This is a genomic window from Pseudomonas sp. MDT1-16 (assembly GCF_054898115.1).
On the sequence record NZ_CM142717.1, the window covers coordinates 3,879,158 to 3,893,486 of the forward strand.

Consider the following 14,329-nt stretch of genomic DNA (forward strand, 5'->3'; position numbering starts at 1 on the left):
CATCGATATCGAATGTGCCAGCCTCTTCGTCGGATCGCCGCCCGGAGCCGGCTCGCGCCCACAAGTGACCGTGTTCAAGGCATAGAAACTTGTTGGCCGAGGTTTTCGGCTTTAAGAATATCGAACAACGCCTGAGCCGCCGCCGACAATTCCACCCCAGGCTTCGTCAACACCCCAATCGCCCGTTCCACCACCGGGTCCCGCAAGGTAATACACCGCGCACCCAGCTCCCGCATCTGCCCGGCGCACAACGCCGGCACTGCACTCACCCCCAACCCGCTCGCCACCATCCGCCCAACCGTCGCCAATTGATGGCTTTCAAACTCCACCGGCAATTTCATACCCCGCGCCTGCAAGTGCTCCTCCAGCATCACCCGCACCGTCGACGGACGCTGCAAGGTAATAAACGGCTCCTTGAGCAAGGTCTGCCAATCGATGTCTTCCAGTTCGGCAAAAGGAGAATCCTTCGGCACAACGGCAACAAACCGATCCATGTACAACGGCGTGAATTCCAGCGACGAACTCTGAGTCGGCTCAAACGCTACCCCCAGTTCGACCTGCCGATCACGCACCATCTCTAGCACCTGCTCGTTGATCACGTCATTCACGGTGACGTTGACCTTGGGATACCGCGCGCGGAAGGTTTTCAGGATCGGCGGCAGCAAGTTGCCGGCAAACGACGGCATTGCCGCCAACGTCACGCGACCGCGCTGAAGCGTAAAACGCTGCCGCAGTTCATCCTCGGCATTGTCCCAATCAGCAATCAGCCGCCGAGCCAATGGCACCAGCGACTCGCCTTCAGCCGTCAACGCCACATTGCGTGTATTGCGGGTGAACAGACGCCCGCCCAGCCCCTCCTCCAACGCCTTGATGGTCAGGCTCAACGCCGATTGCGACAGGTGCAACCGCTCGCAGGCCACAGCAAAACTCAAACTCTGGGCCACGGCCAGGAACGCGCGGATCTGCTTGACTGTCATGACCGGTGTCTCCAACGTAGTACGGGGCGGGTGATTGGTGAGTTTTATCTATCAATCAACCTTAAAAATCAACTTAACAAATGAATTCACTGACGAGACACTCAACCCCTACGGCTAGCCAGCCGCCCACAAAGAATAAAAGAGGTGCATATGGCAGGTTTCGACAAGCGCGTGAGTTCCTATGAGGAAGCTCTGGCAGGTCTTGAAGACGGCATGACCGTGATCGCCGGCGGCTTCGGTCTGTGCGGGATCCCGGAAAACCTCATCGCCGAAATCAAGCGCAAAGGCACTCGCGACCTCACGGTGGTTTCCAACAACTGCGGCGTCGACGGTTTCGGCCTCGGTGTGCTGCTGGAAGACCGGCAGATTCGCAAGGTTGTCGCTTCGTATGTGGGCGAGAACAAGATGTTCGAAGAACAACTGCTGAGCGGCGCCATCGAAGTGGTCCTGACCCCTCAAGGCACCCTGGCCGAAAAAATGCGCGCTGGCGGTGCCGGCATCCCCGCTTTCTTCACCGCCACCGGCGTCGGCACTCCGGTTGCCGACGGCAAGGAAGTGCGCGAATTCCACGGTCGCAAGTACCTGATGGAAGAATCCATCACCGGTGACTTCGCCATCGTCAAAGGCTGGAAAGCCGACCATTTCGGCAACGTGATCTATCGCCATACCGCCCAGAACTTCAATCCCCTGGCCGCCACTGCCGGCAAGATCACCGTGGTCGAAGTCGAAGAAATCGTCGAACCCGGCGAGCTGGACCCGGCGCAGATCCACACCCCTGGCATCTACGTCGACCGGGTCATTTGCGGCACGTTCGAGAAGCGCATCGAACAGCGCACCGTGCGTAAGTGATCCCCTGTCCCCGGACCTGAAGGAATAACAACAATGGCACTTTCCCGCGAACAAATGGCTCAACGCGTCGCCCGCGAAATGCAGGACGGTTTTTACGTGAACCTGGGCATCGGCATTCCGACCCTGGTCGCCAACTACATCCCTGAAGGCATGGAAGTCATGCTGCAGTCGGAAAACGGCCTGCTGGGCATGGGCCCCTTTCCTACTGAAGAAACCATCGATGCCGACATGATCAACGCCGGCAAACAAACGGTGACCGCACGTATCGGCGCGTCGATCTTTTCCTCGGCCGAGTCCTTCGCGATGATCCGCGGTGGTCATGTCGACCTGACCGTACTCGGTGCGTTTGAAGTGGACGTGGAAGGCAACATCGCCTCGTGGATGATTCCCGGCAAACTGGTCAAGGGCATGGGCGGCGCGATGGACCTGGTAGCCGGTGCAGACAACATCATCGTCATCATGACCCACGCGTCCAAGGACGGTGAGTCCAAGCTGTTGTCCAAATGCAGCCTGCCGCTGACCGGCGCCGGGTGCATCAAGCGTGTGCTGACCGACCTCGCCTACCTGGAAATCCAGGACGGCGCGTTCATTCTCAAGGAACGTGCACCGGGCGTCAGCGTTGAGGAGATTGTCGCCAAGACCGCCGGTAAACTGATCGTGCCGGATCACGTTCCAGAAATGCAGTTCGCTGCTCAGTGAGGAATCATTCCATGCAAGAAGTCGTCATTGTCGCCGCCACCCGTACCGCCATCGGCAGTTTCCAGGGTGCCCTGGCGAATGTTTCCGCCGTTGACCTCGGCGCTGCGGTGATCCGCCAGCTGCTGGCACAAACCGGTCTGGATGTTGCTGAAGTCGATGAAGTGATCATGGGCCAGGTGTTGACCGCCGGCGCAGGACAAAACCCAGCGCGCCAGTCAGCGATCAAGGCCGGCCTGCCGTTTACCGTGCCGGCGATGACCCTGAACAAGGTCTGCGGTTCGGGCCTCAAAGCGCTGCATCTGGCGACCCAGGCGATTCGTTGCGGCGATGCCGACGTGATCATTGCGGGCGGCCAGGAAAACATGAGCCTGTCCAATTACGTCATGCCCGGTGCGCGCACCGGTCTGCGCATGGGTCACGCGCAAATTGTCGACACCATGATCAGCGACGGCCTGTGGGATGCGTTCAACGATTACCACATGGGCATCACTGCCGAAAACCTGGCTGACAAGTACAACCTGACCCGCGAACAGCAAGACGCCTTCGCCGCGGCCTCGCAGCAGAAAGCCACGGCCGCCATCGAAGCCGGGCGTTTTGCCGACGAGATCACGCCGATCCTGATTCCTCAGCGCAAAGGCGATCCGGTTGCTTTCCAGGTTGACGAACAACCCCGAGCAGGTACCACCGCTGAAGCGCTGGGCAAACTGAAACCCGCCTTCAAAAAAGACGGTTCGGTAACCGCCGGTAACGCCTCGTCCCTGAACGACGGCGCCGCCGCCGTGATCCTGATGAGCGCCGAAAAAGCCAAGGCCCTCGGCCTGCCAGTGCTGGCGAAAATCGCTGCGTACGCCAACGCGGGCGTCGACCCGGCGATCATGGGCATCGGCCCGGTCAGCGCGACTCGTCGTTGCCTGGACAAGGCCGGTTGGTCCATCGACCAACTGGACCTGATCGAAGCCAACGAAGCGTTCGCTGCGCAATCTCTGGCGGTGGCCAAGGACCTGGAATGGGACCTGAACAAAGTCAACGTCAACGGCGGCGCCATCGCGCTGGGTCACCCGATCGGTGCATCGGGTTGCCGGGTGCTGGTGACCTTGCTGCATGAAATGATCAAGCGTGACGCCAAAAAAGGCCTCGCCACCCTGTGCATCGGTGGTGGTCAGGGCGTGGCACTGGCGATCGAACGGGCGTAAAGCGTTCAACAGACGGCGCGGGGACCCACGAAGATCCGTTCGCCGTCTGGCAAAACACCCGGTGCGATTCACATCGCACTGGGTCCTACAGTCAGTCATAAATCTACGCTGCGCCGCATACTTTGTAGCAGCTGGCGAAGCCTGCGTTCGGCTGCGAAGCAGTCGTGGAATCAGGCAGTGCGGTGCATCAGGAGTACCGCGTGTTCAGGTTTGGCGACTGCTTCGCAGCCGAACGCAGGCTTCGCCAGCTGCTACAGGTTGCGTCGTCAGGCAAATTTCACCAGATTCAGCACCGGCAGCGGACCGCCTGGAAACTGCATCAGCCGCGCCCCGACGCTCAATTCCCCAAGGTCGATCCCGAAGAAGCCCAGCTGTTCGATGAGCGCTGCCACTTGAGCTTTCGCATCGGCATCATCACCAGAGAGAAACAGCACTCGCCGCGCACCCTCCGCCGTCGGATCGCTCTCCAGAGAACGTGCCTGAAGGTGATTGAACGCCTTCACCACCCTCGCACCGGGCACCCATTCGGCAAACACTTCGCTGGAGGTGCGGCCCTGCAAATCCACCGCTTTAAACGACGGCGCCTCGATTGAGTTGTTGGCGTCGATGACAATCCGCCCACCAAAATTCTCCAGACCGGCGGACCTGTCCGGACACACCGGCATTGTGATGCGCGGCACCCGCACCGGGCGGATTCGCCACTGGCTGATGCACGATGGCGCGGGCAATGAAGCATCTGCCAATCTGAACGAAAACATTGTGCTCAATGATCCGGCCGCCATGCGCGAAACGGCGATACTTGGCTTGGGCGTGCCACTGCTGGTAATGCCGGATGTGCGGGCGAATATCCAGCGTGGCGAATTGGTGCGCCTGCTGCCCGATTGGCACGCCGACGCGGGGCCGATTTCGCTGTATTACCCGAGCCGGACGTTGATGCCGGCCAAGACCCGGGTGTTCATAGACTTTGTGGTCGAGGCGTTTTCACACCACTGACAGACTGATCGTTCCCACGCTCTGCGTGGAAATGCAGCCCGGGACGCTCCGCGTCCCTGCCGAAGCGGACGCGGAGCGTCCATTGAGGCATTCCCACGCAGAGCGTGGGAACGATCAGCACCCGCATGGGCCTCACGCTTTTTGGCGTACACGCAAACCCCGTGTCGATTGCGGCCCTGATATTTGTATACAAAATCACGACATCTATAGAGCAATCACTCACCCGCAATGCTAACGTTGCCGCCTCACTCAGGTCAGAGGTGCGTGTGTGCTGATGCTCAAACTGCTGGTCATCCCAGGATTTCTCTTGTTGATTTCCCTGGCCGGTAAACGCTGGGGACCGAGTGTCGCCGGTTGGTTGTCGGGGTTGCCGGTGGTGGTTGGGCCGATTCTGTTCTTTCTCGCCATCGAACAGGGCCAGGTGTTCGCCGCTCAATCGGCGACGGCAGCACTGTCTGCGATGTTCGCGATGATTGCCTTTTGCGTGACCTACGCTCAGGTTGCACAACGCGCGAGTTGGCCGTGGGCGCTGGTGATATCGCTGTCGGTCTGGGCCACGGCGGCCGTTGTGCTGTCGTTGATTCCACCGTCCCTGGTGTTCTCGGTGATCGCCGCCGCGACTGCCCTGCTGGCGGCGCCGTATCTGTTTCCCTCGGTACAGCCAATCGTTTCAGGTCCGGTGCCGAAGTCCGACAAACTGCTGTTGCGCATGATTGCCGGCGCCCTGCTCACCCTCGCGGTCACGTTGTTGGCCAGCACCGTCGGCGAACGCTGGAGCGGCCTGCTTGCCGTGTTCCCGGTGCTGGGCAGCGTGATGGCGGTGTTCTCCCAGCAAACCCGCGGTCCGGCGTTTACCGCTGCTTTGTTGCGGGCGACGGCGACCGGAATGTATTCGTTCGCGGCGTTTTGCCTGGTGTTGGCGTTGGCGTTGCCTGGCATGGGTCTGACCGCGTTTGCCCTTGGCGTCGCGGTGTCAGTGGGCATGCTCGGAGTGACCAAGCGCTTGCTGGCAAAACCGATGAGCCCGACGGCGGACGCTGGACGTACGGCAATCAAACGCTAAGCTGCTCGATGTCATCGGGCCAGGATAGTCGCCCGCTCATCGCACTGAAGGAACAGACATGACTCAGCTCCGAAACAGCCACAGCGCTACGGCCGTCGGCGTGATTGCGATAGTGCTCTGGTCTTCCCTGGCCTTGCTGACCACCCTCACCGAAGGCATTCCACCGTTTGAGCTGCTGACACTGGGTTTCGGCGCGGCGTTCGTGGCGAGCCTGGTGATTCTGGGCCGACGCGGGATCGCCGGGTTCAATAGCTGGCGCCAGCCCTGGGCCGTTTGGGCGACCGGGTTCGTCGGGATTTTCGTTTATCACGCGCTGTACTTTTTCGCGCTCAAAGCCGCCCCGGCGGCCGAAGCCAGCTTGATCAATTACCTTTGGCCGCTGTTGCTGGTGTTGCTGTCGGCGTTCTCAGCCGGCGAAAAGCTGCACAAACGGCAATTGCTCGGCGCACTGCTGGGCTTGGCTGGCACCGCTTTCATCATGCAGCAGCGCGCCCCGAATGCGGGTGCCGCGATGCCCATCGCCGGTTATCTCGCGGCGTTTGGCTGTGCGCTGATCTGGTCGGTTTATTCGGTGATCAACCGCCGGTTCAGCGAAGTACCGAGCAGCATCATCGGCGGAATCTGCGGCCTGGTCGCCGTGGCCGGACTGGTCTGTCACCTGGCCTTCGAAACCACGGTACAGCCCGACTTCAGCCAATGGACCGCGATTGTCGTCCTCGGTCTGGGGCCGGTCGGACTGGCGTTTTTTGCCTGGGACCACGCCACCAAACACGGCAGTCTGGCGACGCTGGGTGCGCTTTCCTACCTGGCGCCGCTGATGTCCACGTTGTTGCTGATCACCGTCGGGCGCAGCCATGCCAGCCCGATTCTGATCATCCCTGCGCTGCTGATTATTGCCGGTGCAGCCATCGCCACCTCGCGATCAACCACCAAAGTGCCGATAACACGTTCGATAGTTTCGAACGAGTAAAGCAAAAAGCTCGTACGTCAATCTAACGGGTTTCGCCCACCACCAGCCTCAGTTCAACACTCCGTGGCGAGCCCCCTCGCCACAGAAGCTCTTTCGATACAACGCGCTGGAATGCGTCACAACCTCCATGGGATGATCGCCCTCAAAGCGCGACCATCCCCTGGAGTTTCCGATGTCATTGTTAAGTAAAAAAGCCGTTGTCCTGTTGCTGACGGCGGTTGCCAGTCTGGGAGCGCTGAATACGCAGGCCGCCAAGGCCACGGCCAGCGATACCGCGCCAGCACAAAAAGTCTCGATGCTCGGCGGCAAGTTCAAGTTCACCCTGCCCAAGGGCTTCGTCGCCAACCCGTTGCCCGCCGGCGACGCGGCCACCGGTACCGCCGGGGCAACGGGCACCATGTACACCAATCAGGCCACCAAAACCGTCGTGATCGCGGCTGAAAACACCCTCCCCGGCGGCCTCAACGTCAAAGACAACGACGGTCAGTTCCTCGACTCGGCGGCCTCCGACTTCGCCACCGAACAAGCCAAGGCGCTGCCGGACTTCACCAAGCTCAGCGAAAAAAGCCTGACCCAGAAAGGCACCGGTCTGGGCCTGCGGCAGATCGACAGCACCGCGACCCAGGGCGGCGGTAAAACCCTCGACACCACACTGATGGCCGCGTCCAACACACGCATGGCGATCGTTCAGGTGATTTCCCGCCTCAGCGACAATGCTGGCCACGAGACGCTGGTCAAACAGATCGTCACCGGCAAGTAAGCATCAGCGATTGAGGTGCTGCAACCAGGCGCTCAAGTCCTGCATCTCGGCAGCACTGATGCTGTGACCGACGCCAGGGTAGGCATGAAATTCAGGCTTGAGTGACAGGCTCTGCAACAGGCTGTTGGCGTCCGTGCCGTCATTGTAGGGAAGGCGTTTGTCTGCAGTGCCATGACCGATGAAAATCGCCAGCTTCTGGCGGTTTTCATCCGGTTTCAGTTCGGACTGGAGCACCGGCAAAATCCGCCCGCTCAACGCTGCGATCCCGCCCACCGCCTTGGGATGACGCAGCGCCACCTCGTAGGACATGATCGCGCCCTGGCTGAAACCCACCAGGAAAACCTTGTTCGGTTCGGTGTGATATTTCTTCGCGGCCTGTGCGACGAAATCCAGCAACACCTGGCCGCTGGACTTCAGATCATCCGTCTCACCGTTGTAGGCAGCGTTGCCCTTCTCGCGAAACCACTTGTAACTACCCTCCTCCATCACCATCGGTGCGCGTACCGACAGGAAGTTGTATTGCGCGGGTAACTCAGCCTTGATGTCGAACAAGTCCTGCTCGTTACTGCCGTAACCGTGGAGGAAAATCACCAACGGCTGATTGCGCGATTCGGGGTTGGCCTGCTCCAGGTACTTGAGCGGCAGATCAGTTTGCAGCGGGGTTTGAGCGTGGACGGCGGCGGACGCCAGGAGTGTCAGCAGAGCGAAAAACTTCAACATAAACCTTCCTTCACAAGTGCAGGATTCGGGGCAGAGCCTAACATCTCTTTCCGGATACGCCGCCCTAACGGTCGGGAAAACCTCAATCGTTGATGAGTTTCCCAACCCGAATCGGCTCACGCCCCGCCACCTTCGCCTGCCAAGTGCCCGGCTGCGTATAGCGCCCGCGATCGATGGCAAACATCACGCCGCTGGTCCCGGCGCAAACGGTGGTAACCCGGTCGCTCAGTGGGTCAACCACTTCAAACAGGGCATCGCCCTTCTCCACCCACTCACCCGAATCGCGCAGGAAACTGACAACCCCGTGATGCGGCGCGAACAGGTATTGGGTGCCTTCGAACGGCATGCCTTCACAGCATTCGCTCGGTGCCGCAGGCCAAGTGCCTTTGATGAAACCCTGCTCGGCGAGGAACCCGAGAATCGCCTCGCAATTGGCTTGAGCCTGATCGACCCGCGTATCTCCCATGCTGCCCAGCTCCAGCGTCGTCGCCAGGTTGGCCGGCGGGATCGCGGCCTCAGGGAAAGCCCTTGCCAGGCGTAACCACGGCGATGAACACGATTCATCGAATGAGCTGCCGCCGGAGTCTTCGCAGAGCAATGCAACCCCAGCCTTCAAACGCGCCGCCAGGGATTGCCACTGCGGCCAGTGTTGCGGCAAGGCATAAAGATGAATCGCCGCGTCGAAATCACAATGCAGATCGAGGGTGATGTCGGCATCGCAGGCGTGGCGCAGCAGCAAGCGGTGCATGGCTTCAAGTTGCGAGGCCGGTGTCGGTAAGCCGTCGAGTACCAGGCCCATGGTCTGGCGGATCAGCGCAATGTTGGCAGCCGCATCACTGCCCAACCGATCGCCGATCAACTCGGCAACCGGTGCGCTGAGTTCAACGAAGGAGCGGTTGAAGTTCTTGCCGCTGCCCAGCTCGAAGCGACCCATGTGGCTGCCTTGCAGGTGCTGATCGAGGCCAATGGGATTGGCCACCGGGACCAGTTCGATCACACCCTGCAACTGACCTTGGGTGTCGAGTTCGGCCAGACGCTTCTTCAGCTCCCACGCTGTGCGCATGCCCGGCAGTTCATCAGCGTGCAGGCTGGCCTGAATATAGACCTTGCGAGTGCCCACGCCATACCGAAACACGCTGAGGGTGCGTTCGGTGCCCAGGTGACTCCAGGGCAGTGAATGGTCGATGCGTTGCATGGCGTGCTCCTGTATTCGTGATCTGCGCAGAATAAATCATGAAGGCATAAAAAAAGTGGCAACCGCGTCAACGGTTGCCACTTGTTTGAACCGCGTGATTACTGGCCGTAAACGTCAAAGTCAAAATACTTGTCTTGCACTTGTTTGTACTTGCCGTTGGCGCGGATTTCGGTGATGGCGGTGTTGAATTGGTCCGCCAGCTCTTTATCACCCTTGCGCACAGCAATACCGGCGCCGCCGCCGAAGTACTTGGCGTCTTCGTAAGTCGGGCCCACGAAAGCGAAGCCTTTACCGGCATCGGTTTTCAGGAAACCGTCATTCAGGTTGACCGAGTCGGCCAGCATCGCGTCGAGACGACCGGCGACCATGTCCAGGTTGGCTTCCTGCTGGGAGCCGTAGCGGACCAGATTGATACCGGCCGGCACCAGCACTTCAGTGGCGAAGCGGTCGTGGGTACTGGCGCGCAGCACACCGACTTTCTTGCCTTTGAGCTCAGTCAGCGGGTCTTTGACGTCGGTGTCTGCCTTCATCACGAAACGCGCCGGGGTGTGGTAGTACTTGATGGTGAAATCGACGTTCTTTTTGCGATCGTCGGTGATGGTCATGGACGACAGGATCGCGTCGATCTTCTTGACCTTCAGGGCCGGGATCAGGCCGTCGAACTCTTGCTCGACCCAGGTGCACTTCACTTTCATCTGCTCGCACAGCGCGTCGCCGATGTCCACGTCGAAACCAGTGAGTTTGCCGTCAGGGGTTTTCATCGAGAATGGCGGGTAACCGGCTTCGATACCGAGGCGGATCGGCTTGGCGTCTTCGGCCACGGTCGTCAGGGACAACATCGACAGTGCCAGGGCACCGAACATCACTAGCTTCTTCATTTATAACTCCTGTGTGCGGAGGCTTTTTATTGGCAGCATTCGGTAGGCTGCGTCCGGTTGGAAAGCACCGAAGTGGCCGGCAGTCTAGAGCGGCTTCAGGAGGGCAAATTGTGTTTAAGCGACAAATTCTTATAGAAAAGTGGCCGGCGAATTAAACCTCCTTGAAGCGTGCGCCAAGCCGGTGCAAAGACGGTAGGACAAGCCCTTTTTTCAGAAAAAACCTACAAGCAAAAACTACAAGTGAGCCCTGATGCCAACGTTGAATCTGATCCAGCACCACCCCGCCGAAGGTCCTGGCGCCATTGCCGACTGGGCCAAGTCTCGAGGACTGACGCTGAACGTCTTTCGCGCCGACCTCGGCCAGTTGCCACCAGCGAGTGCAGCACCCGTGATCCTGTTAGGCGGGCCTTATGAGTCCACCGGCGGGCCGGCCTGGCTGGAAGCGGAGCGTCGGTGGCTGGCGGGCAGTCTGGATCAAGGCGCGGCGGTGTTCGCGATTTGTCTGGGGGCGCAGCTGCTGGCGCTGAGTCTGGACGGGAATGTGCGGCGGATGGACCGCACCGAAACCGGATGGACCCGCGTGACGTTCGTTGATGGCCAGAAGCTGAAGGTGCTGGAATGGCACGAAGACGCGATCGACTTGCCGCCCAACGCGCAGTTGCTGGCCAGCAGTGATCAGTGCGAGCAGCAGATGTATCGCGTCGGGCCGACGCGGGTGGGTTTGCAGTTTCATCCAGAATGGAATGCTGAATCAGTGGCGACGCTCAATGCGCATTTTGCCGATGAGTCACCGCTGCCTCGGGATCAACAGGACAGCGCCGCCTACGCAACCGTGTTCGAGTGGTTGCAGGCGACGCTGGATGGGTGGTGGGAGGCGCAGGCTACCGCCTGATCAGCACTCGCAACCGATCACAGCATTCACCGGCCGTTGCACCGCAGTGCTCAACTCAAACCCTTCATCCACCCACCCGGTCACCCCGCCGATCATTTCCTTGACCGGGTAGCCCAGCGCCGCCAGTTTCACCGCAGCCTTGTTGGCACCGTTGCAGTGGGGCCCGGCGCAATAAACCACGAACACGCTGGTTTTCGGGTACGCCGCCAGACCTTCAGCGGTCAGCAGTCGCCCCGGTATATTGATCGCTCCCGGCACATGGCCACGCTCGAATGCGAGCGGACCGCGCACATCCACCAAAACAAAATCCACCTCGCCGGCCTGTTGGCTGCCATGGACGTCGGAACAATCGGTTTCGAAGGTCAGACGGTTGCTGAAATGCATCAGGGCGATGGCCGATGGGGCGGCGGGAATCTCGCGGACCAGGCTGTTCATGGGCTGTACTCCAAAGTCTCGGTGGGTGTGAGAAGACTTTATCCGCTCGACGCTTGTGGCTACAGTGGCGCACAAGACACTCACCGGGAACTTTCCGCCAAATGCAGCCCACCCCTGGATTAGTTGCGATTCTGGCCTACGACGGCCTCTGTACGTTCGAGTTCGGCATCGCCGTGGAGATCTTCGGCCTGGCACGTCCGGAGTTCGACTTCCCTTGGTACGAGCATCGGATCGCTGCTGTCGATCAAGGCCCGATGCGCGCCATGGGCGGTATTCAGGTGCTGGCCGATGGCGGCATGGAACTGCTCGAGGACGCCCGGACCATCATCATTCCCGGCTGGCGTGATCGCAGTGCCCCGGTGCCTGAGGCACTGATCGCGTCCCTGCGCCAGGCCCATGCACGGGGCGCGCGGCTGCTGTCGATCTGTTCGGGCGTGTTCGTGCTGGCGGCCACCGGTTTGCTCGACGGTCGCGGCGCCACGACGCACTGGCGCTACACCGCTGAGTTGGCCGAGCGTTTTCCGAACATTCTGGTGGACCCGGACGTTCTTTATGTCGATTCAGGTCAGCTGATCACCTCGGCCGGCAGCGCTGCCGGTATCGATGCCTGCCTGCACTTGGTGGCGCGGGACTTCGGTACGCAAGTGGCCAACTCGGTGGCGCGGCGGCTGGTGATGTCGCCGCAACGCACCGGCGGACAGGCACAGTTCATACCGACACCGGTCAGTCCTACGCCGCGTAGCGATTTGTCCCGCGTCATGCAGTGGGCGCGGGAGCGTTTGCATGAACCGCTGGAGGTTCGCGAACTGGCAAGTGAGGCGGCCATGAGTGAACGGACGTTTCTGCGCCGGTTCACTGAAGCCACCGGCATGCCGCCTAAAGCCTGGTTGCAGCATGAGCGCCTGGGCCGGGCCCGCGAGCTGCTAGAGAGCACGAATCAGAACACCGACCAGATTGCCCAACGCTGTGGGTATCGCTCAGTGGAGAGTTTTCGGGTGGCGTTTCGTAGCGTGGTCGGCGTGCCGCCGTCGGTGTATCGGGAGCGTTTTGGGCGTGAGGTTAAAGCAATTTCTTAAGGTGAATTTGAAGGCCCCTTCGCGGGCAAGCCTCGCTCCTACAAGAACACTGCCGTCCCTGTAGGAGCGAGGCTTGCCCGCGAAGGCGTCAGCCCAAACACCAGTTTTCTCAAGGCTTACGCAACAGATACGTATCCATGATCCACCCATTGGCTAACCGAGCCGCCTTGCGCACCCGTTCGATCTCATCCGCCACCTCCCTGAGCTTGCCGCTGATCAGGATTTCATCCGGCGTCCCGAGGTAGGCCCCCCAGTAAATCTCTGTCTCCTGATCCACCACTTGATGGTAGGAATCCTCCGCATCCAGCATCACCACCAGGCTGTCGGCATCACTCACCTGCCCCGCCGCCAGCCGCCGGCCCGTGGTGATTTCAATCGAGCGGCCAATTCGGTTCAGTGGCACCTTATGCTGCGCCGCCAGCGCCTGGACACTGGTGATGCCGGGGATCACTTCGAACTCGAAGACGCACCGGCCTGAGGCCAGAATCGCCTGCAAGATCCGGACAGTGCTGTCGTACAGCGCCGGATCGCCCCACACTAGAAAACCGGCGCACTGGTCGTCAGTCATTTCCTCGTTGATCAGCCGTTCGAAGGTCTGCTGCTTGGCCAGGTTCAAGTCTTCCACGCTGGCCTTGTAGTCCACATCACCACGCTCGCGCTCCGGGCTGTGGGCTTCGACAAAGCGGTAGTCGCGATCGGTGATGTAGCGCTCGCAGATCTCGCGGCGCAGGTCGATCAGTTTGTCTTTGCTCTGGCCCTTGTCCATGAGGAAAAACACATCGACGAGGTTCAGCGCTTTCACGGCTTGCATCGTGATGTAATCGGGGTTGCCGGCACCGATGCCGATGACCAGAAGTTTTTTCATCAACGTGTTCCCTCGGGGTCAGTGCCCAGCAAGCGTAGGCGCCAGCGGCCGTTGAACCGCAACTCGAGGGTCGACAGCGGTTCGACGTCGATCAGGTTGAACGAAGCGCCTTGCAGCACGTACGTCAGGGCGGCGCGAATGACAAACGGATGGGTGACAGCAACGATGTGCCCCTGTATGGCCTCCAGAGTTTTCAGCCACGCGACCACCCGCTCAGCGAGTTGCGCCACCGACTCGCCACCGTGGGGTGCCGAATTCGGGTCATCGAGCCAGATCTGCAGCGTATCGGCTGCGGATTTTTGCAGATCGTCGATCCGCGCGCCTTTCCAGTTCCCGAAATCGCAATCCCTCAGTGCGCAGACAACCTCCACGTCGCTGCCGAACAGCTCGGCGGTTTGCCGGGTTCTCAGTTCAGGTCCACACACCAGTCGTGGCGTCCCTTTGAACTGAGCACAACGAGATCCCCTTGCCGATTGCCAATCCATTTCCAACGGCTCATTCGTAGGAAAACGCGCCAATTTCTGTGCGACAGTTCGAGCGTGGCACATCAGGGTCAAACGGGTTGCCTGCACGAAGGATCACTCGGCCGATGGGAACGGAAAACGGCGTCACGCCGCGACAATTGCCCAATTGTGCCGCAAGAAGCGCGATCCAGGGCGTTTCGTTTGATCCAGTCATACACGATCGAAAACTTATTTCACCTCAAAGAATCGGCGATATCCGACACCACTATGGGCGATGACCTACGAGCTCAGTCGACATCC

15 protein-coding genes and 2 pseudogenes are annotated in these 14,329 nt (G+C 60.3%); 9 read left to right on the top strand and 8 right to left on the bottom strand.

The window, feature by feature from the left end; translation table 11 throughout:
- Nucleotides 1–74: 74 nt before the first annotated feature.
- Complete coding sequence (locus tag ACYZT3_RS17725) at nucleotides 75–977, bottom strand: LysR family transcriptional regulator (RefSeq protein ID WP_282382241.1); 903 nt, start codon at nucleotides 975–977, stop codon at nucleotides 75–77.
- Between the two features lie 150 nt (nucleotides 978–1,127).
- Here ACYZT3_RS17725 and ACYZT3_RS17730 point away from each other — a divergent pair, with 150 nt between their 5' ends.
- The 3 genes from ACYZT3_RS17730 to ACYZT3_RS17740 are packed head-to-tail and all read left to right on the top strand — an operon-like array spanning nucleotide 1,128 to nucleotide 3,718.
- Complete coding sequence (locus ACYZT3_RS17730) at nucleotides 1,128–1,826, top strand: CoA transferase subunit A (protein ID WP_074875602.1); 699 nt, start codon at nucleotides 1,128–1,130, stop codon at nucleotides 1,824–1,826.
- Between the two features lie 33 nt (nucleotides 1,827–1,859).
- Nucleotides 1,860–2,525, top strand: a complete 666-nt coding sequence (locus ACYZT3_RS17735) for a CoA transferase subunit B (protein ID WP_282382231.1) — start codon at nucleotides 1,860–1,862, stop codon at nucleotides 2,523–2,525.
- An 11-nt stretch (nucleotides 2,526–2,536) separates the two neighbouring features.
- On the top strand, nucleotides 2,537–3,718 hold the full coding sequence (locus tag ACYZT3_RS17740) for an acetyl-CoA C-acetyltransferase (protein ID WP_282382229.1): 1,182 nt from the start codon (nucleotides 2,537–2,539) through the stop codon (nucleotides 3,716–3,718).
- A gap of 266 nt (nucleotides 3,719–3,984) precedes the next feature.
- Here ACYZT3_RS17740 and ACYZT3_RS17745 read toward each other — a convergent pair.
- A pseudogene (locus ACYZT3_RS17745) lies at nucleotides 3,985–4,371 on the bottom strand (NADPH-dependent F420 reductase); the annotation flags it as partial.
- Between ACYZT3_RS17745 and ACYZT3_RS17750 the strand changes: the two are divergent.
- The 4 genes and pseudogenes from ACYZT3_RS17750 to ACYZT3_RS17765 all read left to right on the top strand — a co-directional run.
- A pseudogene (locus tag ACYZT3_RS17750) lies at nucleotides 4,355–4,711 on the top strand (LysR substrate-binding domain-containing protein); the annotation flags it as partial. The pseudogenes ACYZT3_RS17745 and ACYZT3_RS17750 sit on opposite strands and share 17 nt — an antisense overlap.
- 268 nt (nucleotides 4,712–4,979) lie before the next feature.
- Complete coding sequence (locus ACYZT3_RS17755; RefSeq protein ID WP_449645556.1) at nucleotides 4,980–5,774, top strand: hypothetical protein; 795 nt, start codon at nucleotides 4,980–4,982, stop codon at nucleotides 5,772–5,774.
- Between the two features lie 58 nt (nucleotides 5,775–5,832).
- The gene (yddG, locus tag ACYZT3_RS17760) at nucleotides 5,833–6,744 is read left to right on the top strand and encodes an aromatic amino acid exporter YddG (protein ID WP_282382223.1); all 912 of its coding nucleotides are present in this window, start codon (nucleotides 5,833–5,835) and stop codon (nucleotides 6,742–6,744) included.
- A gap of 172 nt (nucleotides 6,745–6,916) precedes the next feature.
- Nucleotides 6,917–7,504 carry a DcrB/PsbP domain-containing protein gene (locus tag ACYZT3_RS17765; protein ID WP_462030390.1) on the top strand — a complete coding sequence of 196 codons (588 nt, stop codon included), beginning with the start codon at nucleotides 6,917–6,919 and terminating at the stop codon, nucleotides 7,502–7,504.
- Nucleotides 7,505–7,507: 3 nt separating this feature from the next.
- Here the strand turns inward: ACYZT3_RS17765 and ACYZT3_RS17770 are convergent, their stop codons facing one another.
- The 3 genes from ACYZT3_RS17770 to ACYZT3_RS17780 all read right to left on the bottom strand — a co-directional run bounded on the left by ACYZT3_RS17770 (nucleotide 7,508) and on the right by ACYZT3_RS17780 (nucleotide 10,297).
- Complete coding sequence (locus tag ACYZT3_RS17770; RefSeq protein ID WP_282382218.1) at nucleotides 7,508–8,224, bottom strand: alpha/beta hydrolase; 717 nt, start codon at nucleotides 8,222–8,224, stop codon at nucleotides 7,508–7,510.
- Nucleotides 8,225–8,306: 82 nt separating this feature from the next.
- Complete coding sequence (locus tag ACYZT3_RS17775) at nucleotides 8,307–9,419, bottom strand: succinylglutamate desuccinylase/aspartoacylase family protein (RefSeq protein WP_282382216.1); 1,113 nt, start codon at nucleotides 9,417–9,419, stop codon at nucleotides 8,307–8,309.
- A 98-nt stretch (nucleotides 9,420–9,517) separates the two neighbouring features.
- Complete coding sequence (locus tag ACYZT3_RS17780; protein ID WP_282382214.1) at nucleotides 9,518–10,297, bottom strand: ABC transporter substrate-binding protein; 780 nt, start codon at nucleotides 10,295–10,297, stop codon at nucleotides 9,518–9,520.
- A 250-nt stretch (nucleotides 10,298–10,547) separates the two neighbouring features.
- On the opposite strand from ACYZT3_RS17780, the gene ACYZT3_RS17785 reads away from it, so the two are divergent.
- Nucleotides 10,548–11,189, top strand: a complete 642-nt coding sequence (locus tag ACYZT3_RS17785) for a type 1 glutamine amidotransferase (protein WP_462030391.1) — start codon at nucleotides 10,548–10,550, stop codon at nucleotides 11,187–11,189.
- On the opposite strand, the gene ACYZT3_RS17790 is transcribed toward ACYZT3_RS17785, so the two are convergent.
- A complete protein-coding gene (locus ACYZT3_RS17790; protein WP_282382208.1) occupies nucleotides 11,190–11,624 on the bottom strand; it encodes a rhodanese-like domain-containing protein in 435 nt (144 codons plus the stop codon). It abuts the gene before it with no gap.
- Between the two features lie 101 nt (nucleotides 11,625–11,725).
- Here ACYZT3_RS17790 and ftrA point away from each other — a divergent pair, with 101 nt between their 5' ends.
- A complete protein-coding gene (gene ftrA, locus ACYZT3_RS17795; protein ID WP_462030392.1) occupies nucleotides 11,726–12,700 on the top strand; it encodes a transcriptional regulator FtrA in 975 nt (324 codons plus the stop codon).
- A 109-nt stretch (nucleotides 12,701–12,809) separates the two neighbouring features.
- On the opposite strand, the gene cobF is transcribed toward ftrA, so the two are convergent.
- Nucleotides 12,810–13,565, bottom strand: a complete 756-nt coding sequence (cobF, locus tag ACYZT3_RS17800; protein WP_282382204.1) for a precorrin-6A synthase (deacetylating) — start codon at nucleotides 13,563–13,565, stop codon at nucleotides 12,810–12,812.
- Entirely contained in the window at nucleotides 13,565–14,137 is a 573-nt protein-coding gene (locus tag ACYZT3_RS17805) for a histidine phosphatase family protein (RefSeq protein WP_282382203.1), read from the bottom strand. The genes cobF and ACYZT3_RS17805 overlap by 1 nt, the downstream gene beginning before the upstream one ends.
- Nucleotides 14,138–14,329 lie beyond the last annotated feature (192 nt).